This is a genomic window from uncultured Bradyrhizobium sp. (assembly GCF_936943645.1).
GTDB lineage: Bacteria > Pseudomonadota > Alphaproteobacteria > Rhizobiales > Xanthobacteraceae > Bradyrhizobium.
The window spans coordinates 1-20,277 of sequence record NZ_CAKZJO010000018.1 but is presented as its reverse complement, the minus strand read 5'-3'; the positions used below and the strand labels follow the sequence as shown (position 1 = coordinate 20,277).

Sequence of the window (20,277 nt, the reverse complement as noted above, 5' to 3'; positions counted from 1 at the left end):
GCTTGGTGTTGAGCTGATCGAGCGTCTTGACCGTGCCGTTGGTGCCGTCGCCGAAGGTGACGTTGACCGCCGTACCGCCGTTGAAGGAGGAGAAGGTCAAGGTCTTGCCGCTGATGCCGCCGATGCCGGAGGTGCGGGCCGCGGTGAAGGCGGTCGCAGTTCCGGTGTTGCCGGCGAGGCCGAGCGCGTTCAACGCATTGCCGGTGCCGGTGATCGCCAGATCGGCATTGACGCCGGTCGAGATCTTGAGGAGGCCGGAGGCGTTGATCGACGAGTTGGTCTGGCCGGTGGCCGTCGAAAGCGTCGCAACGCCGGCGGCGCTGATCGACGCCGTCTGCACGCCGGTGGCAAGGTCGATCGCATTCAGCACGTCGCTGACCGTGGCGCCCTCCAGATAGACCGTCGAGTTGCCGGCGCCGTCGGTGAGGATGTTACCACCAGTGGGGGCACCATACCCGCTCGGAATGCTCGGCGCACCGGTCGAGCCCGGGATCGGCGCGTTCTTGAAGGTGATGACGTGACCGTTGACGTTCAGCGACGAACCGTCCGCGATCGATGCACCCAGCGAGGTCGCGCTCGTGGTCCGGGCGACGCTCACGGTGGCGTTGCCGCCGCCCACGGATGTGCTCAGGCCGAGCGCGTTGAGCAGGTCGGCCTTGCCGGTGACGCTCAGATCCGCACCCTTCGAGCTGACCAGCGTGACCTTGGAGGCGGCGACGCTCGACACGGTACCACCCTGGCCGAAGCTCGCGGAGATCGTCGCAGCACCCGAACTGATGGAGACTGTCTTCACGCCGCTGGCCAGATCGATCGCACTCAAGAGATCGTTGATCGTCGCGGTCGGGGTGCCGGCGGTGCCGAGATAGACGGTGGTGTTGCCGCTACCATCGGTGACGAGGTTGCCGCTGACGCCCGAACCGGTCGGAACCGCAGTCGCCGCGGGAGCCGAGCCAGAACGGAAGGTGATGGTCTTGCCGTTCACGGTCAGCGTGTCGCCGTCGGCGGGCTGGGCCACGCCGGCGAGGCCGGTTGCGGTCGTGCCGTTGGTGGCGATCAGGGTGATCGCGCCGGTGATGGTGCCGCCGGAGCCGGCCGTGGCCGCGCTGCCGGTGAACTGGCCGATGGTGGCGCCGAGGGTGGTGGTGCCGTTCGCCGCGGTGATGCCGCCGGCTGCGCCGCTATACAGCACGTTGCTGCTCGCGGTCGCGCTGGCGAACGAGGTCGTGCCACGCAGGTCGGCCGCCGTTGCGCCCGCGATCGTGGTCGAGACGTTGGACTTGGTGGAGTAACCGACGGTGGTCTGCAGCGCCTGGTTGGCGATCGACTTGGCGCTGTCGATCAGCTTCTGCAGCGAGGTGATGCCGGTGTTGGCAGCCTGCAGCACCTGCACGCCGTTGGCGATGCCGTCGAGCAGGTTGTTGATGTCGCTGGCGCGGTTGTCGAGCGACTGGGCGGTGAAGAAGTTCGTGGGATTGTCCAGAGCCGAGTTGACGCTCTTGCCGGTCGACAGACGGTTCTGCGTGGTGGCGAGGAGGTCAGCGGTGGACTGGAGAGAGAGCAGGTTCTGACGAACCGATGCGGAGAGGACGATGCCTGACATAACTCTGTTACCTTTCTGGTAAACGACGCTACTGTTACACGTCTGCTTGGATCGAGATTGACCCAGCGACCGGCGGACCGTGGCGCCGAGACCTCTAACGAAACATGAAATGAAACCCGGGCTTTTGCCGCGTCACGCGTGATTCGGTCCCGGAAGCAGCTCGTATCGCTGCGCCGCCACACAAACGAACCCTTGAAATGATTGGGCTTTTCAGCGCAAAGGGCGTGAATTTACAGCTCGTTAACTAGTTACGAGCGAGAATCACGTCTTGATAGGCCGCAACGAACGGTCGGTTACGAAAGCGTTGATGGAGAACAGGCAATGGCCCTCAAGGTCGAGCTCAGACCGCACGAACGTATCATCGTCGGCAACTGCGTGATTACCAACACGGACCAGCGCGCCCGCCTCCTGATCGACGGCGACAACGTGCCGATCCTGCGCGAGCGGGACATCCTCACGCCGGAGACCGCCGATACGCCGGCCAAGCTCGTCTACCTGGCGGTCCAGCTGATGTACATCTCGCCGGATCCGCAGACCCAGCACGGCACCTATTTCAACCTGGTGCGCGACATCGTCACGGCGGTGCCGAGCGCCTGGCCGATCATCGAGGGCATCAACAACAACATCCTGAACGGCGACCTGTACCGGGCGCTCAAGGATGCCCGTAAGCTGATCGCCTATGAAGAGAAGCTGCGGAGCCAGTTCGAGGCCACCCATCCCCAGACGGAACCAGCCAAAGACGACGTGAGCTCCGCCGCCTGAGCACTGGCCTCGCGAGACGACGCCGCGAGCGACGCATTCCGCAAACGACAACGGCCCCGGAGATGATCCGGGGCCGTCGTCGTTTGGACCTTGCACGCGCACTATGGCGCCGCGAGCGGCGGTGCCTCGACCTCGATCAGATCGTGGCCGCACCGTCGTCCGCCGAAGCCCAGCACTGCCGCGAGCAGCGCATCGATGTCGGCCTCCTCGGTGCGGTGGTTGACGATCGCGGCGCGGATCGCGAACCTGCCGTTCAGCGTCGTGCCCGACGGCGCCGCTCTTCCGGACTCCTGGATGTCGGCGACGATCTCGCGGTTGACCGCATCATCGGCCCGGTAGCGGAAGCAGACGATGTTGAGGTTGACCGGCGCCAGCAATTCCAGCCGTGGCTCAGCCAGCACGCGCACCTCCAGATATTTCGCCAGCGCACAGCTTCGCGCGATCGTCGCACCCAGCCGGTCGGTGCCGAACGTCTTCAGCGTGAACCACGTTTTCAGCGCGCGGAAGCCGCGCGACAGATCGGGCCCGAGATCGCAAGGCCAGACCGCGCCCGCCGCAAGCCCCCTCGCCTCGCGGCTGAGATAGGCCGCGGGCTGCGCAAAAGCCTGCCGATGCTGCTCACCGTCGCGCACCAGCAGGAAGCCGGCATCGTAGGGCACCTGTCCCCATTTGTGGAAATCGAGCGCGATGGAATCGGCGAGCTCGATGCCGCCGAGCAGCGGCGCGAGCTCGGGCGAGAAGATCGCGAGCGCACCGAAGGCGCCGTCGACGTGAAACCAGATGCCTTCCTCGCGGCACAGCTCCGCGACGGCCTTGAGATCGTCGATCGCGCCGATGTCGACCGTGCCGGCAGAGGCGACCACGAGGAACGGCTTGAACCCGACCTCGCGATCGACGGCGATCTGCGCGCGCAGCGCGGCAACGTCGATGCGGTGGTCGGCATCGACGCCGATCTTGCGAAGCGCATCGGTGCCGAAGCCGGCGATGTCCATCGCCCGGGAGACGCAGCCATGCGCAGCTTGCGACGTATAGGCCGTGAGCAGCGCACCGTCGTTGCCGATGCCGTGCTGCCGCGCCAGTGTGCCGAGCGCAGACGTGCGCGCCACCAGCACTGCCATCAGATTGGCCATCGACGTACCCGTGACGAAGATGCCGCTTGCACTGTCCGGAAACGCGAACAGGCGCCGCATCCAGTCGACGATCTGGCGCTCGACCTCGATCGGCATGTGATCTCGTCCGCCGAGATTGGCGTTGAGGCCGGCTGCGAGCATTTCCGCGAGCATGCCGACAGCGGTGCCGCCGCCGTGCACCCAGCCCATGAAGCCGGGATGAACGTTGCCGGTCGCGTACGGCGCGACGTGCTCGGCGAATTCGCGATAGACATCGGCAAGCTCGCTCGCCTCGCGCGGAACGTCGGTCCTGAATGCCGCACGGACGTCATCGGGAATCGGCTGCCAGACCGGGCGTGCCCGAACATCGGCGATGCCGTCAATCGCCTCGTCCAGCATGCGATGGGCGAGCGCGCGGAATGCGCTCCAATCCTGCGGATCGAGCGAGGTCTGCGCGATCGAGGCGTGCGCGTTGCGGATGATCTCGTTCATGCTGCACTCTCCTCGCCCGCTCCTGCATGCCGCGACAGCATCGCCACGAACGCCGCGAAGATCTTGCGCATCTGCGGCGGCTTGTAGGGAAACACGAGCGGCGAATCCATGTTGTGCACGACGGCGGTGTTGTCGGCCTCGAAGACCAGGAGCTCACCGTCCTGATTCTCGGCGCAGTCGACGATGAAATAATCGAGGCCGACGCGCCTGCTCATCTCCTCGAGCGCGCTTCTGTGGCGCTCTGCAAAGGCGCGATCGAAGTCGAGCATGAAGGCGGCTTCCTCGGCCCGCTTCTCCTCGCTGAACGCCATATAGGCGTTGAGATACCAGATGTCCCAACGGTCGGCGATCGCCATGTGGCAGGCGTAAGGTTTGCCGTCGACCATCGCGAGACGGTATTTGCGGTAGAGCCCATCGGCATTCACATAATCGACGAAGCGCGCGACGAAGAAATCCTGTTCGCCACGCTCGGCGAGATAGGCTGCGAGCGCCGCCTCATCGTCGAGCTTGGCGAGCCCGACGCCGGCATGCGAGCCGCGTGGCCGCGCGATCATCGGAAAGCGCAGCTCATCCGCAATGTCGTTGCAAGCGATCCGTCCTTTGGAGAGATCGAACAATTGCGCGCGCGTCGCGTGGATGGTCGCGGGAATGTCGAGCCCCGGCACGCCCGCGAGCAACCGATGCAGCTTGTCGCGATCGAGATTGCCGATGCGGTCAGGACGATTGAGCAGCGGCCGCGGCCAGTGCGGCGCGGCCCTCTCGATCAGGGTCAGTGCCTCACGGCATTCCTCGGAATCGGAAGCGATCACGATCGCAACGTCGTGCTCGGGCAAGTTCTCCGGCAAGCCAACGCCCTTGACCACGTAAAGTGTCAACAGCTCGACGTCGGAGCCTTCGAGCAGAAAATCGATCGGCGTGTTGCCGCCCATGTCGATGTCGGCGGCGAGCGCGAGCACGCGCAGGCCCGGCTTCGGTGCGGTGCTCGGCGTGCGGAACAATTGATGGAAGGTCAAGACTTCCGATTGGATCGCGAGCCCCTGATCCTTGTCGCCGAGAAGCTGGGTGATCAACGACAGATCCAGCCCTTCGCCCGCGAGTGCCGTGCCCGCCGCGATCCGCGCCAGCAGCTGGTCGCGCAATGGATGCAGGTCGACACCTTCGAAGGCTTGGCGCGTCAGCTGCGCAAAGCCGATGCGCTCGGCGCAGTTCGCCGCAATCATGCGAAGCGGCGCGGAAACCGGATCCAGCATCTCACACCTCGAACGCGGAGTTTACAGGCACGGCCGCGACCGCGCCACGGTCGAGCAGCAGCTCGATCTTTACCAGGACGTGGGCGATGCGATCGAGCACGTGCTGCACGTTGCGACGCGCCTCAGCCGCATCCGGCGACCAGGCCTCGGTCACGAGCCGGGCGCCGACGCAAAGGCGCAGCACGGCCTGCGGTGCCCCGTCCTGCCGCTCCAGACGGACCGGCTGGCCGATCAGGCAGCGTTGCGCGGCCACCTGCCGGTCCGCCGCGCTGCCGCTGATCCGCCCGTTCATGTCACGCGCCATCGCCCGATGAATGGCGCAGGTCTCGGCTGTCGAAACCGGTTTGCCGTCGCGCAACAGCATGAACGGAAAGATCGTGGTTTGTGCAAATTCCTCGTCATCTGCGCTGGCCGTCGCGGTCGCGGCCGGAATGGAGCGAAGCGACGGCGACAACGCGATCATGCTGTCGATGCCGGCGGCGAGCTCGGCGAGCACCTTGGCGCGGAACGCCTCGGGCACGGCGCAATAGCGACCGATCTCGGCGAGCGCCGCCTCCCAGCGCAGCCATTGACCGAAGTTCGGCCGCCGGTCGAAGCGCGACCGCAGTGCCGGCCAGGCCATCGGCCAATCGCAGCGGCCGACATAGTCGAACATGCCAGGTGCGATCCCCTCGATCCGGTCGAGCGATCGCGACAAGCCCTTCGGCACCAGCAGCGCACCGCTGAAGGCAGGCCCACCGTAGAATTTCGAGCCTGTCATCAGCACCATGTAGCCGCGCTCGAGATAGGAGCCCAGGCGGCGGCGGCCGAGCCGGGCCTGACAGGCATCGACGACGATCTGGACCTCGCGCGGCCAGCGCCGCGCGATCTCATCGAGACAGGCCGCGCTCGGCGCGCGCAAGCCGAGCTTCGAGGAATCCATGATCTGGAGCAGCACCGGCGCGCCTTGCGCGATCGTGGCCTCGACCGCATGTAGCACGGCGTCATCGGCGTCCGCGCGCATCGCGATCTCCGGCCCCGCCGCGAGCAGCGGCAATGCGAGACCGGCACCGGCGAGCCCCGCGACCGCGCCGTCCTTGCGAACCGCAAGGCCGCTCGCCGTCATGGAGCTGAAATGGTGCCCGCGCGCGGTATGGATCGTCCCGCTCCCGGTCTGGTCGGCGCCGACCACGATCGTCACCGGCGGCGCGCCGAGCACCGCACGCGCCAGGAACAAGGCGTGGAGCTGGGAGTCCGTGCCGGAGGGCGAGAACACGACATCGACGCGCGGCGGCAACCGAAGATGGCCGCGCAGCTCGTGCCGCATATCCTCGCAGCGCGCATCGAAGGCGACCTCGACCTCGTCGAACAGGCATTTGTGCATCAGCTCTTCGCGCGCCAGCGCGGCACGGTCATAGGCGGCTTGCGAGATCGTCGATGCGGTCGAGGAGGCGAAATTCCAGGTCTCCGGCTCCGGCGAGGCCGCGCAGCCATAGCCATTGAGGCGGTCGCTCGGATCGAGCGCCAGCCGCGGATCTCCGCCGGAGACGAGCAGCGTGTCCAGCGGCGTGAAGAGATCGCGCAGGCGATAACGCGAGCCGCCGTCGATGGCGCGCTCCTGTCCTGACAGACGGGATGCGCCGGCGCTCATCCCCGAAGGCTCACGCCGCATCGGCCGCCGCCCCTTTGGGCGCCGGCGCAAATTGCGAGGCAATGTCGCCGTGGAAGACCGACGGCCCGACGTGATCGAGCGAGCTCTGGATGTCGGCCCAGATCTCACCGCCGATGTCGGTCCAGCGCTTGCAGAAGGCGAAGTCCTCGGAGAGATACGTGCCGGTCGCCGGATCGATCATGCATTCGAACAGCGCGAACCGGTTCTGGCTCGCCGCAAGCGTGTCGTGGGAATGCTCACGGAAGAATTGCAGGGACGCATAGTCCGGATGGCGGCACATCGCCTCCAGCACGTGACGCCGGATCATCAGGAAGCCGGTGCCGGCATAGCGCACGCGGGTGAAGCCGTTGACGACGACGATGCGGTCGGGATCCTCGATCTCGAGCACGTAGTCGAGCGAGGCGGCCGGCACGTCGGTGCGGCCCGACTGGATCGCCCGCGCGGCCTTGTCCCAGTTGACCCGCTTGATCGGATAGCAGCCGGCGACGACGTCCGCGCCGCATTCGATCAGCCGGAACACCTGCTCCGGCTTGAAGCCGATGTCGGCGTCGATGAACAGGAAATGCGTCGCGTTGGGATCGTCCAGGAACATCGCGACCAGGTTGGCCCGCGCACGGGTGATCAGCGCGTCGCCGTCCCGCAGCAGCACCTTGAGCTCGAGATTGGACATGCCGTGCACGGCGCGCTGCAGCGCGAAGATCGAGCCGGCATAGATGCTCGATACCTGCCCGCCAAAGCATGGCGTCGCCACCACCAGTTGCATCTTGTCCGACATCGGCAGCTCCGCCCCGCTCCAATCCTCACCAAGAGGTAAAGAGGCATGGTTAACGGCGTCTTAACGCGGCCTTACAGGAACTTGACGAGCGAGAGCTGCGCCAGGTTCGAGGTCACCTGATAGGACGCCTGCAGCGCGTTCTGGAGCGACAGGATCTCGCTCGCGACCTGGTCGGGCGAAGCCGATTCCGCCTGGTCGATGATGGTCTGGAGCTGCGCCTTGGCCTGGGTCTGGCGCGTCGAGGCGTCCTTCATCGTGTTCTGGGCCATCGCGATGTCGGTCTGGATGTCCTCGATGCGCTGTTGCCCGGGCTGCTGGGTCAGCGCCTGCGTCACCCGCAGGCTCAGCGCGGAGACCTGCCCGCCCGAATACTGCCCGGTCGGCAAGGTCGAGAAGGTGCCGAACACCGCGATCGCCTGCAACTGCCGGCGGATCGCGTCCTCGTTGGCCTGGGCGCCATATTGCACGCTGATGGAATCGTCGACCCGCGCCATCGCGGTGGAGCGCGCCGAGCCGGGCCCGTCATTGCCCAGATACCATTTCACGGTGGTGGCCGAGCCGTTGACCAGCGTCGTCGCCGAGCTCGCAGGCGAGGACCCGACGCGGAGCGGCGGCTGCGTCGCGGTCACCGGCGTCGCGCTGAAACCGAGCGAGCCCAGCGCCCCCGTATTGGAGCTGGTGATGTTCAGGCTGGCCGCGTCGTCCGTGTTGATCGTGATCGAGCCGCCATGGATCGTCGACGGCTTCGACGTTCCGGTGATGCCGTCGATCTTGCTCAGCAAGGTCTGGATGCTGTCGCCGACATTCAGCTGATTGCCGGTGGCGCCCGAAGCCACGAAGGTCAGCGTGGTGCCGTTGACGGTGATGGTGTCGCCGGCGACGAAGCCCGGCGAGATCGAATCCGAGGGGCTCACGCCGGACAGCGTCGTGGCACCGCTGATCGGTGCGACCGGGGCCGCCTGGTTGGTCTTGGGAGCGCCGATCGCGGAACTGGCGGTGTTGAAGAAATTGTCGCCGGCGGTCACTGCGGAGGCCGCAACCAGCGAGGTGTTGGCGAGCTTCGTGATCGCGGTGTTCAGCGCCGTGTTGAGGTTCGCCGCGGTATTGTTCGGGTTGACCGGGACGCTCGCGTCGATCGCGAAGCTACCTTGCGGCGTCGGCGTCGCCGTCGACGCCGTCAGGTCGATCTGCTCGGTCGTGCCGTCCGGCAGGGTGAACTGGACGCTCAGCTTGTCGCCATTGTTCGGATTGACGCCGTTGAGATCGACCGAGAACGACACCGGCGAGCCGCTCGGGCCGGTGACGGTCGCGCCCGTCAGCGTCGAGGACACCGCCTTGATCTTGAGCCCGAACGGCGAACCCGCGACGTCTTCCGACACCTGGATCGAGCTCGGCGTCGGTTGCGTCTGCACCAGCCGGCCCATGCCGTTGGCGCCGAGATCAGCGGCCTGGCGCTCCGCCATCACGGTCTTGAAGCCCGCCTGCGTCGTGGTGCCGTTGATGATGTCACCGGCATCCGCGACCGACTGCGTGTTGACCGCGGTGCCCGAGAACAGATAGCGGTTGCCCGTCTGCGTGTTGAGCACGCCGACCATCGAGCCGAACTGGGCGGCGGCGGTGTTCTGCGCGATGGTCTGGCCGTTGACGTTGAGATCCTGCGCGGTGTTGGCGGAGCCCGTCTGCACCGTGCTGCGGATCTTGGTCAGGGACTGCAACGCGGTATTGGCGAGATTGATGCTGACATTGACGTTGGTGATCGTGTCGGTATAGGCGGCGATGTTGGCGAGCTGGGCGCGACCGGCGATCGCAAAGCCCTCGTTGGTGCCCATCCCCGAATAGTTCTGCGACAGCTTGCCGGTCGAGAGCTGCGTCGACAGATCGGTGAGCTGCTGATTGATGTTGCGGATCTGCGCGCCGAGAACCGACGAGGAGTAGTTGATGCTGCTGATCGACATGTTTCAGCGCCCTATACTGTTTACAATTGAGCCTGGATCAACGTGTTCATCATGCTCTGCACCACCGACATGACGTGGGCATTGGCGGCGTAGGCATTCTGAAGCTGGATCAAGTTCGACATCTCCGAGTCGAGGTTGACCTTGGAGGTCGAGTCGAACTTGGCCTGCAGCGTCGAGACCACGACGCCCTGGCCCTGCTGGAGCTGGGTGGCCTGGGTCGAGGCGTTGGCCTGGACGCTCAGGAACTGCTGGAGGTAGTTCGAGACGCTGCCGGTGAAGGGCTGATTGGCCGAGCCGAGGCCGGTCGTCGGCGAATAGGAGAACACCGCGCTGGTGAGCTGCGAATAGAGATAGTCCGAACGCGTGGTGTCACCCGCGGGCGTCACCGGCGAAGTGTTGTAGACCGACATCCTGGTCGGGTCGGCGACCAGTTGCGTGTTGACGGCGATGCGTCCGGCAAGGCCGGTCATCTGCGAGCCCGAGCCGGTGATCGCGCCGGTGTAGAGCGCCTGCCCGCCGTCGGTGAACACCGCCAGTTGCGGACTGCCCGAGGTCAGCGACGACATCGTCTTGGTGGTCGAGGCCGAATTGACCTTGGCGAGACCGGAACCGTCGTCCGTGACCCGCAGGGTCGTGGCGGTTGCCGGCGCCGGCGCCGCGGAAAAGCTCAGGTGCGACGTCGAGAGCGCAGTGTTGAGAGCAGCGGCGATCGCGCCCATGCCGCCGGAGAAGTTGACCCCGATCCGCATCGGGTTGGCGCCCACCGCATTTTGCAGCGGCAGCGCTGCCGGATCGGTCACGTTGACCAGCGTGATCTGCCGCTGCGTGTTGGTCGCCGTATCCGTGTAGGTGAAGTTCGCGGTGTTGCCCGGCAGCGCACCGGCGAGGTCGACATCGAAGCCGGCCGGCGGGCCGGAAACGGTGCTGCCGGCGGTGGTCTTGTCCGACAGCGCGCTCGACATCGTGGCGGCGAGCTGGTCGATCTGGTTCTGCGCCTGCACCAGAGTGTCGTCGCGCAGTTTCAGATCGGCCGCGATCTGGCCCGACGAGACCACGTTGTTGGCGACGACGTCGACCTTCGAGCCGTTCGGCAGCACGATGTTGAGGGCGCCGACACCCGACTTGGTCGGGTCGAGATTGTAAAGCGAGGTCGCCGACAGCGCGCCGGCGGACGCAAAGGTGAATTGCGAAGCCAGCCCGGCCCCGACCAGCTGGATGCCCGTCGTGGTGTAGAGATTGGCCTGGTTCGAGCCGTCGGTGGTGACGCGGACGTCGACATATTTCGACAGCGTGTTGATGGCCTGGTCGCGCTGGTCCATCAGCGTCGCGGCCGAGGGATCGTTGGCTGACAGGCCCTGCAGCTTGGTGTTGATGTCGGCGACCTTCTGCATCGCCGCGTTGGCGGCTGCCGCCGAGGTGCCGAGATCCTGCTCGACGTTGGAGCGCAGCGACTGGATGCCCTTGGTGGTGACGTTGAGTTGCGTCGCGAGCGCCTGCGCCGCACCGAGCGCAACCGTTTGCGCCGACGACGCGCCCGAGCTGGTCGACAGCGCCTGCAGCGCCGTGGTGAAATTGTTCAGCGCGGTTTCGAGCGTGCCGCTGTTGCCGGGCGTGCCATAGACATTCTGAAGCTGCTTCAGGATGTTGGCCATCTGATCGGCGTAACCGCTGCCGCCGGTCTCGGTGCGCAGCTGGTTCAGCACATAGGTGTCGAGCTCCCGGCTGACGCCGGTCGTCATCGCCGTCGAACCGAAATCGCCGGTGGTGACCTCGATCTGGTTCGGGGTCTGGACGACGTAACCCGGCGTCTGGGCATTCGCGACGTTCGAGGAGACGATCGAGAGCGCGGCCTGGTTGGCACGCAGACCGCTCATCGCACTGGCAAGGGCTGAACTCAAACCCATGTTGACTAGCCGCCTTTGGTTACGTTACGCGCCGATCAGCGCAATACGTTCAAGAGGTCCTGCACCATCGAATTCGCGGTCGTGATCACCTTGGTGTTGGCCGAATAGGCCTGCTGGGTCACGATCAGCTTGGTGAATTCGTCGGCGATGTCGGTGTTCGAGCCTTCCAGCGAAGAACCGCTGATGCTTCCCGATGCGCCGTCGATCGCGGCGCCCGATTGTTCGGTCGCGGCATACGCGCCGCCATCCATCGCCTTGAGATAGTTGGTGCCGTTGAAATGGGACAGCGAGACCTGCGCCAGATTGAGGTTCTGGCCGTTGGAAAAGGTGCCGACCACGAGGCCGCTGTTGTTGACGGCGACCGATCGGAGTTGGCCCGCGGCGTAGCCGTTTTGCGTGATGGTGTTGATGGTCACGGCGCCCGACGTGCTGGCATATTGCGTCAGGCCGCCGCTCGAGATGTTGAAGGCGACGGAGCCGAGCGACTGGCCGCTGACGCTGACATTGTTGATGGTGATGCCCGAGCCGGCCGGCGTGGTCAGCGATCCGTCGGCAGCGAAGGTGAAGGCCTGGCCCGTATTGACCCAGCCGACCGTGGTGCCGGTCGCGTTCGGATCGGTCTGGTAGAACAGATTCCAGCTGTCGGAGTGACCTGCGCCCAGCGAGGCGCTGTCAGTCTTGGCCCAGCGCAATTGCAGGTTCACCGGCGTACCGGCAGCGTTGTAGGCGGTCACCGCACCGCCGCTGATCGACTCCTTGGTGAAGGTCGCGATGTCGTTGCCGATCACGCCGCCGGTGCCCGCGGTGCCGCCGCCGTTACGGTTCTTGGTGATGGTCGAGGTGAAGCCGAGCGCTGCGAAGGCGGCGCTGTTGGAACTCGACACCGACAGGTTGGACACGGTGCCCGTGTTCAACGTGATCACACCGCTGGTGCTGACGGACGAGCCGGTGGCGCCGGAGAGCGCGTCGATCTTGCTGAGCAGGGTCGTGATGTTGTCGGTGATGTTGATCTGGTTCGGGCCGGACGCGCCCGAAGCCACGAATGTCAGCGTCTGGCCGTTGACCGTGATCGTGTCGGCGGGCGGGCCCGCCGAGAAACCCGAGGAGAGCACCTGAGCGCCGCCTGCCGTAGCGCTGCCGCTCAGCACCGTCGATCCCGAGATCGCGGGGGAGGACAGCACGTTGCCGCCGCGCGTCACGCTGGTGATGCCGAGCGCCGTGGCCGCGGTTCCGCTGTTCACCGCAACGTCCGTCGTGGTGCCGCTCGAGATCACGATGTTGCCGCTCGCGTTGAGCGAGGCGGTCACGCCGGCACCGCCCGCGTTCTGAATTGCGGTCAGAATGTCCTGGACCGTCGCAGGCGTGCCGGCTCCCAGGCCGATGGTCGAGTTGGTGCCGAGCGTGACGGTGTTGCCGGCGTTGAAGGTGATCGTGTTGCCGTTGATGGTCAGCGTCTGGCCGCTCAGCGCGGTGAGGATGCTCGACGCGAGATGCGTGCCCACCGCATTGTCGAGCGACGTGGTGGTCGAAGCCACGGCCGCCGAGTTGTTCTGGAGAGCGACCGAGCCGGTGTTCGTCGTCGACGAATAGGGCGAACGGAGGTTGCCGGTGGCCGCGGCGCCCGACGCGGTGTTGTTGGTGTAGGGCGCGGGCGGCGTGCCGACCGGCAGCGGGTTGGCAGCGAAATCCGATGGGTTGAGGCCGCCGGCCGCCAGCAGCGTGCCGGGCGAGGCGGTCGAGCTCGCCGCAGTGTTCGGCTGGGTCGGCAGGTTGGCCGCATACTGGATCGAGGTCGTGGCCTGGGCGGGGATGAAGTTATTCTGGAATTTCAGGACGTTCGCAACGTTGCCGGTCGGGTTGCCGGTCTTGGGGTCGACCGTGACGCCCATCAGGTAATAGCCGGCACCGTTGACGAGATTGCCGTTGGCATTGAGCTGAAAGTCGCCGCGGCGGGTATAGTAGGTGACGCCGCTGAACACCGGGACGTTGTCGACGACGCCGGTCGCCTTCTGGATCGAGAAGAAGCCGTCGCCGGTGATCGCCATGTTGGTGGCGACGGTGGAGCCGGAGATCGTGCCCTGCGTGGTGATGGTGGCCTTGGCGTTGGCCGTCACGCCGCCCGCGACCTGCTTGCTCGGGACCGAGGAGTCGGGAATGAGATCGACGAAGCTGGTGCCGATGCCCTTGTAACCGGTGGTGGACGAGTTCGCGATGTTGCCGGAAATGTTCTGCAGCGCGTAGGACTGCGCCTGCAGGCCACCCACCGAGGTGTTCATTGCATCGAAGATACCCATAACTTTGTCTCCAAATCCGATCTCGGCGGCCGGTCGACCATGGCCGCAGTCGGGGGAGACTGTCGCAAGGGCTATGCCAATGCGGGTATCTTCGTAGAATCAATGACTTGACGAAAATGCCCCGGTCGGGTGACCGGGGCACAATTGCCGGGACCGGCAACTATTGCCGGGGAGGATCGTCGTTCCGGAGCGATGCGAAGCCTCGAATCCGGAACGACATCTAACCTTAAGTCGCGGACGCGGCGGCCGGATGGAACACCAGCCCGAAACCGTCGATGCAGTAGCGCAATCCGGTCGGCTTCGGACCGTCGTCGAAGACGTGGCCGAGATGGCCGCCGCAGCGCCGGCAATGCACCTCGGTGCGCAGCATGCCGTAGGTGCGGTCCTCGGTCTTGCCGACATTGCCCTCGATCGGCTGGTAGAAGCTCGGCCAGCCCGTGCCGCTCTCGAACTTGGTGTCGGAGGCAAACAGCGGCAGGTCGCAGCCGGCGCAGGCGAAGGTGCCCTTGCGATGCTCCTTCAGCAGCGGGCTGGAGCCCGGCCGCTCGGTGCCATGGTTGCGCAGGATCTCATATTGCTGCGGCGTGAGCTGGGCGCGCCATTCAGCCTCCGTCTTCGTGATCTCGAACTTTTCCGCGGCTTTCTCACCGGCCTCGGCAGGCGTTGCCCTCAGCCAGCGAAAGGCCCCAAGGCCGAACAGGCCGGCGGCAGTCGTCAACAGGATGCGGCGGTCAAACATCTCATTCTCCGTGTGGGAGCTCCACGCCCTGAGATACGGGTTCTAACGGCCGACGTTACACTTCCGGGCGGAATTTTTCTTCAGTCTAACGCGACAAATCGGCCTCGTGCGAGGCCGGTTCCGCGGTTCGTTCTTCCCCCTCGGCCGCGGGTCTTGGCGGCGGGGCCGGCCGCGGCCGGACGCCGGGCGGTGGGCGGCGCGGACCGGTGCCGGCAGCCCGATTGGCCTCCGCGAGGCGGGCTTCGCGCTGGCGATCCCTAGTCCTGGCCCGTTCGCGGTAGCGGGCGAGCGAGCCCGCGGCGGCGGAACTCGCCCTGCCCCAGATCCCGACCAGCTGGCCTGCGACCCGCCCGGTGGCTCCGCCCGCCCAGACCAGCTCGAACGGCGAGAACAGCTTCCAGCGCTCGTCGCCCCACAGGATGCTGCGGGCGATCATCTGCCCGGCCATGGCCGAGGTGTTCATGCCCTGGCGGCCGAACCCGCTCGCCACCCACAGGCCTTTGCGCAACTGGCCGATCTGCGGCATGCCATGCACGGTCTGGCCGGTGGCGCCGCCAAAGGTTTCGGTGACCTCGACATGGCCGAGCGCGGGAAAGATCGTGCGGATCCGCCGCCTGACGGCGCCTGCAAAGCGCTGCGGCCGCGCCGCCCAGGTGGTCTCCGGGCTCTCCCACATCAGCCGGTCGCCGTCGACGATGCGGAAATGATCGACACCGTCGGAATCCATCACCGATCCCTTGAAGGCGATGATCTCGTGCACGCGCTCGCCGAGCGGCGCGGTGATGCCGGCATAGCGCCAGACCGGCAGCAGCGTTTCCGACAGGCGCCGCAACGGCGCGCCGAGATGAATGTTGCCGGCCAGCACGATATGGGTCGCGCGCAGCCGCGCCGAGGGCGTGACGATGCGCTTGCGGATACCGGAATGATCGATGCTGACGACCGGCGTGTCCTCGAAGATGCGGGCGCCTGCCCGCCGCGCCAGCGCCGCGACCCCGTGCACGTATTTGCGCCCGTCGACCTGGAACGCTTTGGGATAATACACACCGTGGAAGTAGTGATCGGTCTTGAGCACGTCGCGGACGCGATCGACCTGCCAGCCCTCGACCTCGGTGTCGAAATCCTCGTTCAGCATCTGCAACCGGCTGATCAGCCGGTCGCCGGCATCGACGTTGGAGACCTCCAGCACGCCGTCGCTTCTGGCGATCCCCGGCATGTTCTCTTCCGTGGCGTTGGCCCGGACGAACTCGGCGCCCTCCTTCGACAGCGTCCACAATTCACGCGCGTCCTCGAAGCCAATGCGCTCGATCAGCTCGGTGAGCGGCAGCGCAAAACCCGGCATCACCGTGCCGAGCTGGTTGCCGGATGCGTTCCAGCCGACGTGCCGGCCCTCGAGCACCGCGACGCTGGCCCCGAGCCGGGCCGCCTCCAGCGCGATGGTGAGCCCGGCCAGCCCCGCCCCGATGACGCAGATGTCGGCGTCAAGGTCGAACGACAGCCGCGTGCGGTCGCGAAAGCCGGCTTCTTCCTGGGACACGCTTGTGAAAGTCTCGCTCATGTCGTTTTCTTAGAGCATGATCCGGAACAGTGTGCAGCGGTTTTTCCTCGTGACGAACGCAAAATGCATTTGCGCGGAGATCATGCTCGAAACGACAACTTAAATGGACCAATCGGGCCCCCGTCACCTTGTCCTCGACCGGCGCCTGTAGATTATTCTGGACGAGGAACGATTCGAGAATGCCATGCGCCGTTTGATGCTGCTGCGTCACGCCAAGACCGAGACTGACGCGCCGAGCGGCCGTGACCAGGACCGCCGGCTCGACGACCGCGGCCACAGGGATGCTGCCGAGATCGGCGACTGGATCGCCAGCCATCCGCCCTTCCCCGATACCGTGCTGGTGTCGCACGCCGTCCGTGCCAGGCAGACCTGGGACATCGCCTGGCAGGCGATGAAGGACCGCGTCCCGACGCCGCAGGTCGAGATCCTGCCGGAACTCTACGGCGCCGATCCCGCGCAGATCCTGGATTCCATTCGCACTGCAACCGCCCCGGCCGATCCGAAGCAGCTGCTGCTGGTCGCCCATAATCCCGGCATGCACGAGGCCGCACTCATGCTGATGGGCGGCGGCGATCCCGCCGGTGCCAAGGCGCTTGCCGACAATCTCCCCACCTCGGGGCTTGCAGTCTTCGACTTTGACGTCGAGGATTGGGGGGACGTGGCCTACCGCCGCGGCAAGCTGGTGCTGTTCGTCAGCCCCAAGCTGCTTCGATCGGGATGATCGCGCGACGGGCCGGCAAGTCCTGCTGACCGAAAGATTTGGAGGCGCAGATGTTCAAGTCCATCCTCGTGCCCATCGACCTCGCCGACACCGATCTCGCCAAGCCGGCGATCGCGACTGCGGCCACGCTGTCGCAGACCTGGAACGGCCAGGTGCGGCTGCTCAACGTGCTGCCGATGACGCCGGTGATGCTGGCCGAATACGTACCGGCCGATTTCGACGAGCAGCAGCGCCAGACCTCGGAAGAGGCGCTTGCCATCGTCGCGCGCGAGTCCGGCATCGAGCCGAGCCGCATCTCCAGCGTGGTGCGCCAGGGCGGCATCTACCACGAGATCCTGGAGGAAGCCGCGCACATGAAGGCCGATCTGATCGTGATGACCTCGCACCGCCCGGCGATGCGCACCTATTTCCTCGGCTCCAATGCCGGCCACGTCGTGCGCTACGCCAAATGCTCGGTGCTGGTGGTGCGGCACTGAGGGGGTCCGTCATTGCGAGGAGCCCGCGACAAATTGCGAAGCAATTTGCGCTGGCGACGAAGCAATCCAGACCGCCTCTGCGGAAAGACTCTGGATTGCTTCGCTTCGCTCGCAATGACGGCTTGGTAAACATCGGGGCTTGTCCGAGAAATCTCACACCTTGATCGGCGCGACGTCGATCCAGCGCCGCTCCTTCCAGCTCTTCAGCGCGCATTCGGCAAGCTGCACGCCCTTGGCGCCTTCGAGCAGCGTGAACTTGTAGGGAGCATCCTCGTAGACGTGGCGGATGAACATCTCCCACTGCTCCTTGAAGCCGTTGTCATAAGCGACATTGTCGGGCAGCTTCTGCCAGTCGCCGTAGAAATCGTGCAGCCGCTTCTCGTCGGGATTCCACACCGGCCTCGGGGTCGCCTGCCGGGCCTGGATCATGCAGTCGGTGAGGCCCGCGACCGCCGAGCCGAGCGTGCCGTCGACCTGGAAGGTGACGAGGTCGTCGCGGTAGACGCGCGTGACCCAGGACATGTTGATGTGCGCGATGACCCCGCCCTCGAGCTGGAAGGTCGCATAGGCGGAATCATCCGCGGTCGCCTTGTACTTCTTACCCTGCTCGTCAAAACGCTCGGGGATGTCGGTGTTGCCGATGCAGACCACGCTTCTAACGTTGCCGAAGAGATTGTCGAGCACGTAGCGCCAGTGGCAGACCATGTCGAGGATGATGCCGCCGCCGTCCTCGTCGCGGTAGTTCCAGGACGGCCGCTGCGCCTCCTGCCAGCCGCCCTCGAACACCCAATAGCCGAACTCGCCGCGCACCGAGAGGATGCGACCGAAGAAACCGCTATCGCGCAGGAAGGCGATCTTCTTCAGGCCGGGCAGAAACAGCTTGTCCTGCACCGTGCCGTGCTTGACGCCCTTGGCATTGGCGAGCTTCACGACCTCGACGGCTTCCTCGAAATTCGTCGCGATCGGCTTCTCGCAATAGACGTGCTTGCCGGCATTGATGGCCTGGGTCAGCAGGCCCGGGCGCGCCTGCGTCGTCGCGGCGTCGAAGAACATGGTGTCGTTCTTGTCGGCGAGCGCGGCATCGAGATCGGTGGTCCAGCGCGTGATGTTGTAGCGCTTGGCGAGCGCCTCGACCTTCTCGGCGCTGCGGCCGACCAGGATCGGATCGGGCATGATGCGGTCACCGTTCTTGAGGCGGACGCCGCCCTGGTCGCGGATCGCGACGATCGAGCGGATCAGATGCTGGTTGAGCCCCATGCGGCCGGTGACGCCGTTCATGATGAGGCCGAGACGTTGGGTGGTCATGCCGGATACTCCTGAAGTGATCTTGGCTGTTCGAGCGGGCGAAGCGCCGTCCAGTCCGGATGGACCGACGTCGCAAATCCCACTGTGTTGAGCGATCCCGTCAGGAGATCGCCGTTGTGAATGGAGAGGCGGATGCCCTGCCCGGCATCGGCGTAGAGATCGGGATGCGCGGCGGCGAAGGCCTGTGCCTCTGCGAGAGGCGTCTCGCCAAAGCCGCTGACATAGTGGTGGCCGTTGCGTTCGGCGTGGGGGACGCCGATGAAGGCGCCGAGCGCAAGGTCCTGCTGCACGGCGAGGCCCGCCTGGCAGGTCAGGTCTTCACCGGTCACGAAGAACCGTGCGCCACTTGCGCTCCATTTGGCCGCGCGTGTCGCATTGACGATGGATTTGTAGAGCCCCTTGCAGGATTTTGACGAGATGCCGCAATAACCGAGCGCACGCGCCGCGGGGAAAGCATCGTAGGAATCGTCGGCCTCGTCGATGATAAATCCGCGCGCGGCGAGCGAACCGAGTGGCGATTGCCGTGTGATGTCGCGTGGCATCGGCTGCTCGACATACAGCAGACGCGATGCGATCGGGTGCAAGGCGGCATCGTGATCGAGCCGATCCATCAGCGCCTGCAGCACGGCCAGGTCAGCGTACTGCTCGTTGGCGTCCAGCGTCACTTTGGTATCGCGCCCAAGCGCGTCGAGCTCCGTACCGATCCTCGCCAGCCGCGCAGCATCAGCAGCGGGATCGCCCGACAGTTTCAGCTTGAAGTAGCTTGCACCAGCATTCTCACGGGCATCGGCCACACCGCCCTCGCCTTCAACGGTGTCGTCGAGGCCGACGGTATGCCTGATCGCAACGCGTGGCAGCGGTTTGCGACCAGTAAGAAATGTCGTGAGGTCCGCGTCCTTCAGGTCCGGCGACAGCCGGGTATCCATGCCGGCAATGTTGCCGGCCATGCCGTCAAAGAAGTTGGTCTCCACACCGCGCAGCAGCGCATCGAGGATGGCTTTATCGATTTCAGCGGGACCATAAGCGGCGGCAAGCGGTGGAATGTTCTCTTTTGCACAAGCCGCGACCTGATCGCCGATACACGAGGCGTGCAGGCCGAACGCCGTCTGGAGGCCGGCTTGCGCCAGATAAAGCCCGCGCGCGATCTCCAGCGAGCGGCGCAGCCCGTCGACGGTCTGCGCCGGCGACAGCTCCGGCCGCTTGTCGAACCATTTCGGCACCAGCAACTCGGCGCTGGCACCGACCGCGCTTCCCCTGCCCTCCACCTCGATCTCGGCCCGCACGAACAGTTGCGGCGTCGCGTGAAGCGTGATCGCTCCAAACCGGAACGGCCGCGCGAACTGCACGGGACGTTCGAAGAAGGCGATGTCTCGCAGCTTCAGGCGCGGCGCCATAATTTCAGTCCAGCGAACCTTGCGAGAAGAAATGCTTGCGGATGCGTTGTACCAGCTCGGTAAAGACCGGATCGGCCATCACATCGAGCGAGCGCGGACGCGGCAGCGGCACGTCGTAGATCGCCGCGACCGCACCGGGCCGTTCGGTCATGACCAGCACGCGATCGGCGAGGAACACGGCCTCGGGAATCGAGTGCGTGATCAGCAGCACCGTCTTCTTCGTCTCGCGCTGGATCCGCATCAGTTCGACGTTCATGCGCTCGCGCGTCAGCGCGTCGAGGGCGCCGAACGGCTC

At 65.7% G+C, this 20,277-nt stretch carries 15 protein-coding genes and 1 pseudogene; 3 read left to right on the top strand and 13 right to left on the bottom strand.

Going from position 1 to position 20,277, the window contains the following annotated elements; all coding sequences use genetic code 11:
• A partial coding sequence (locus tag Q0743_RS02255) for a DUF1522 domain-containing protein (RefSeq protein ID WP_298239968.1) occupies positions 1-1,600 on the bottom strand: 1,600 nt, incomplete at its 3' end.
• Positions 1,601-1,921: 321 nt separating this feature from the next.
• Here Q0743_RS02255 and flbT point away from each other — a divergent pair.
• Entirely contained in the window at positions 1,922-2,362 is a 441-nt protein-coding gene (gene flbT / locus Q0743_RS02250) for a flagellar biosynthesis repressor FlbT (protein WP_298239967.1), read from the top strand.
• A 101-nt stretch (positions 2,363-2,463) separates the two neighbouring features.
• Here the strand turns inward: flbT and Q0743_RS02245 are convergent, their stop codons facing one another.
• From Q0743_RS02245 to Q0743_RS02205, 9 genes are all read right to left on the bottom strand, one after another.
• Complete coding sequence (locus Q0743_RS02245; protein WP_298239966.1) at positions 2,464-3,963, bottom strand: aspartate aminotransferase family protein; 1,500 nt, start codon at positions 3,961-3,963, stop codon at positions 2,464-2,466.
• Positions 3,960-5,213 (bottom strand): hypothetical protein, encoded by a 1,254-nt coding sequence (locus Q0743_RS02240; RefSeq protein ID WP_298239965.1) that lies wholly within the window; start codon positions 5,211-5,213, stop codon positions 3,960-3,962. The genes Q0743_RS02245 and Q0743_RS02240 overlap by 4 nt, the downstream gene beginning before the upstream one ends.
• 1 nt (position 5,214) lies before the next feature.
• Positions 5,215-6,864: a hypothetical protein gene (locus Q0743_RS02235; protein WP_298239964.1), complete on the bottom strand. Its 1,650-nt coding sequence runs from the start codon at positions 6,862-6,864 to the stop codon at positions 5,215-5,217.
• The gene (locus Q0743_RS02230; protein ID WP_298239963.1) at positions 6,854-7,639 is read right to left on the bottom strand and encodes a hypothetical protein; all 786 of its coding nucleotides are present in this window, start codon (positions 7,637-7,639) and stop codon (positions 6,854-6,856) included. Before Q0743_RS02230 ends, Q0743_RS02235 begins: the two co-directional genes overlap by 11 nt.
• A 71-nt stretch (positions 7,640-7,710) precedes the next feature.
• Positions 7,711-9,594, bottom strand: a complete 1,884-nt coding sequence (locus tag Q0743_RS02225) for a flagellar protein (protein WP_298239962.1) — start codon at positions 9,592-9,594, stop codon at positions 7,711-7,713.
• 20 nt (positions 9,595-9,614) lie between these two features.
• A complete protein-coding gene (gene flgK / locus Q0743_RS02220) occupies positions 9,615-11,498 on the bottom strand; it encodes a flagellar hook-associated protein FlgK (protein ID WP_298239961.1) in 1,884 nt (627 codons plus the stop codon).
• Between the two features lie 35 nt (positions 11,499-11,533).
• Positions 11,534-13,792 (bottom strand): flagellar hook-basal body complex protein, encoded by a 2,259-nt coding sequence (locus Q0743_RS02215; protein WP_298239960.1) that lies wholly within the window; start codon positions 13,790-13,792, stop codon positions 11,534-11,536.
• 226 nt (positions 13,793-14,018) lie between these two features.
• Complete coding sequence (msrB, locus tag Q0743_RS02210) at positions 14,019-14,531, bottom strand: peptide-methionine (R)-S-oxide reductase MsrB (RefSeq protein ID WP_298239959.1); 513 nt, start codon at positions 14,529-14,531, stop codon at positions 14,019-14,021.
• Between the two features lie 85 nt (positions 14,532-14,616).
• The gene (locus Q0743_RS02205; protein WP_298239958.1) at positions 14,617-16,086 is read right to left on the bottom strand and encodes an FAD-binding oxidoreductase; all 1,470 of its coding nucleotides are present in this window, start codon (positions 16,084-16,086) and stop codon (positions 14,617-14,619) included.
• Positions 16,087-16,270: 184 nt separating this feature from the next.
• On the opposite strand from Q0743_RS02205, the gene Q0743_RS02200 reads away from it, so the two are divergent.
• Both Q0743_RS02200 and Q0743_RS02195 read left to right on the top strand, forming a co-directional pair.
• Positions 16,271-16,807 (top strand): histidine phosphatase family protein, encoded by a 537-nt coding sequence (locus Q0743_RS02200; protein ID WP_298239957.1) that lies wholly within the window; start codon positions 16,271-16,273, stop codon positions 16,805-16,807.
• Positions 16,808-16,857: 50 nt separating this feature from the next.
• Entirely contained in the window at positions 16,858-17,283 is a 426-nt protein-coding gene (locus Q0743_RS02195; RefSeq protein ID WP_298239956.1) for a universal stress protein, read from the top strand.
• 153 nt (positions 17,284-17,436) lie between these two features.
• On the opposite strand, the gene Q0743_RS02190 is transcribed toward Q0743_RS02195, so the two are convergent.
• From Q0743_RS02190 to Q0743_RS02180, 3 genes and pseudogenes are all read right to left on the bottom strand, one after another.
• Complete coding sequence (locus tag Q0743_RS02190; protein ID WP_298239955.1) at positions 17,437-18,588, bottom strand: Gfo/Idh/MocA family oxidoreductase; 1,152 nt, start codon at positions 18,586-18,588, stop codon at positions 17,437-17,439.
• Positions 18,585-19,982, bottom strand: a complete 1,398-nt coding sequence (locus tag Q0743_RS02185; protein WP_298239954.1) for a hypothetical protein — start codon at positions 19,980-19,982, stop codon at positions 18,585-18,587. Before Q0743_RS02185 ends, Q0743_RS02190 begins: the two co-directional genes overlap by 4 nt.
• A 4-nt stretch (positions 19,983-19,986) precedes the next feature.
• A pseudogene (locus Q0743_RS02180) lies at positions 19,987-20,277 on the bottom strand (ABC transporter ATP-binding protein); the annotation flags it as partial.

What these genes read in the sequence shown, in the direction of transcription:
- Q0743_RS02195 (WP_298239956.1), top strand. Translation starts at nt 16,858, where the DNA reads ATGTTCAAGTCCATCCTCGTGCCCATCGACCTCGCCGACACCGATCTC.
- flbT (WP_298239967.1), top strand. Translation starts at nt 1,922, where the DNA reads ATGGCCCTCAAGGTCGAGCTCAGACCGCACGAACGTATCATCGTCGGC.
- Q0743_RS02240 (WP_298239965.1), bottom strand. Translation starts at nt 5,213, where the DNA reads ATGCTGGATCCGGTTTCCGCGCCGCTTCGCATGATTGCGGCGAACTGC.
- Q0743_RS02190 (WP_298239955.1), bottom strand. Translation starts at nt 18,588, where the DNA reads ATGACCACCCAACGTCTCGGCCTCATCATGAACGGCGTCACCGGCCGC.
- Q0743_RS02200 (WP_298239957.1), top strand. Translation starts at nt 16,271, where the DNA reads ATGCGCCGTTTGATGCTGCTGCGTCACGCCAAGACCGAGACTGACGCG.
- Q0743_RS02235 (WP_298239964.1), bottom strand. Translation starts at nt 6,864, where the DNA reads ATGCGGCGTGAGCCTTCGGGGATGAGCGCCGGCGCATCCCGTCTGTCA.
- Q0743_RS02185 (WP_298239954.1), bottom strand. Translation starts at nt 19,982, where the DNA reads ATGGCGCCGCGCCTGAAGCTGCGAGACATCGCCTTCTTCGAACGTCCC.
- Q0743_RS02225 (WP_298239962.1), bottom strand. Translation starts at nt 9,594, where the DNA reads ATGTCGATCAGCAGCATCAACTACTCCTCGTCGGTTCTCGGCGCGCAG.
- Q0743_RS02205 (WP_298239958.1), bottom strand. Translation starts at nt 16,086, where the DNA reads ATGAGCGAGACTTTCACAAGCGTGTCCCAGGAAGAAGCCGGCTTTCGC.
- Q0743_RS02245 (WP_298239966.1), bottom strand. Translation starts at nt 3,963, where the DNA reads ATGAACGAGATCATCCGCAACGCGCACGCCTCGATCGCGCAGACCTCG.
- flgK (WP_298239961.1), bottom strand. Translation starts at nt 11,498, where the DNA reads ATGGGTTTGAGTTCAGCCCTTGCCAGTGCGATGAGCGGTCTGCGTGCC.
- Q0743_RS02215 (WP_298239960.1), bottom strand. Translation starts at nt 13,792, where the DNA reads ATGGGTATCTTCGATGCAATGAACACCTCGGTGGGTGGCCTGCAGGCG.
- msrB (WP_298239959.1), bottom strand. Translation starts at nt 14,531, where the DNA reads ATGTTTGACCGCCGCATCCTGTTGACGACTGCCGCCGGCCTGTTCGGC.
- Q0743_RS02230 (WP_298239963.1), bottom strand. Translation starts at nt 7,639, where the DNA reads ATGTCGGACAAGATGCAACTGGTGGTGGCGACGCCATGCTTTGGCGGG.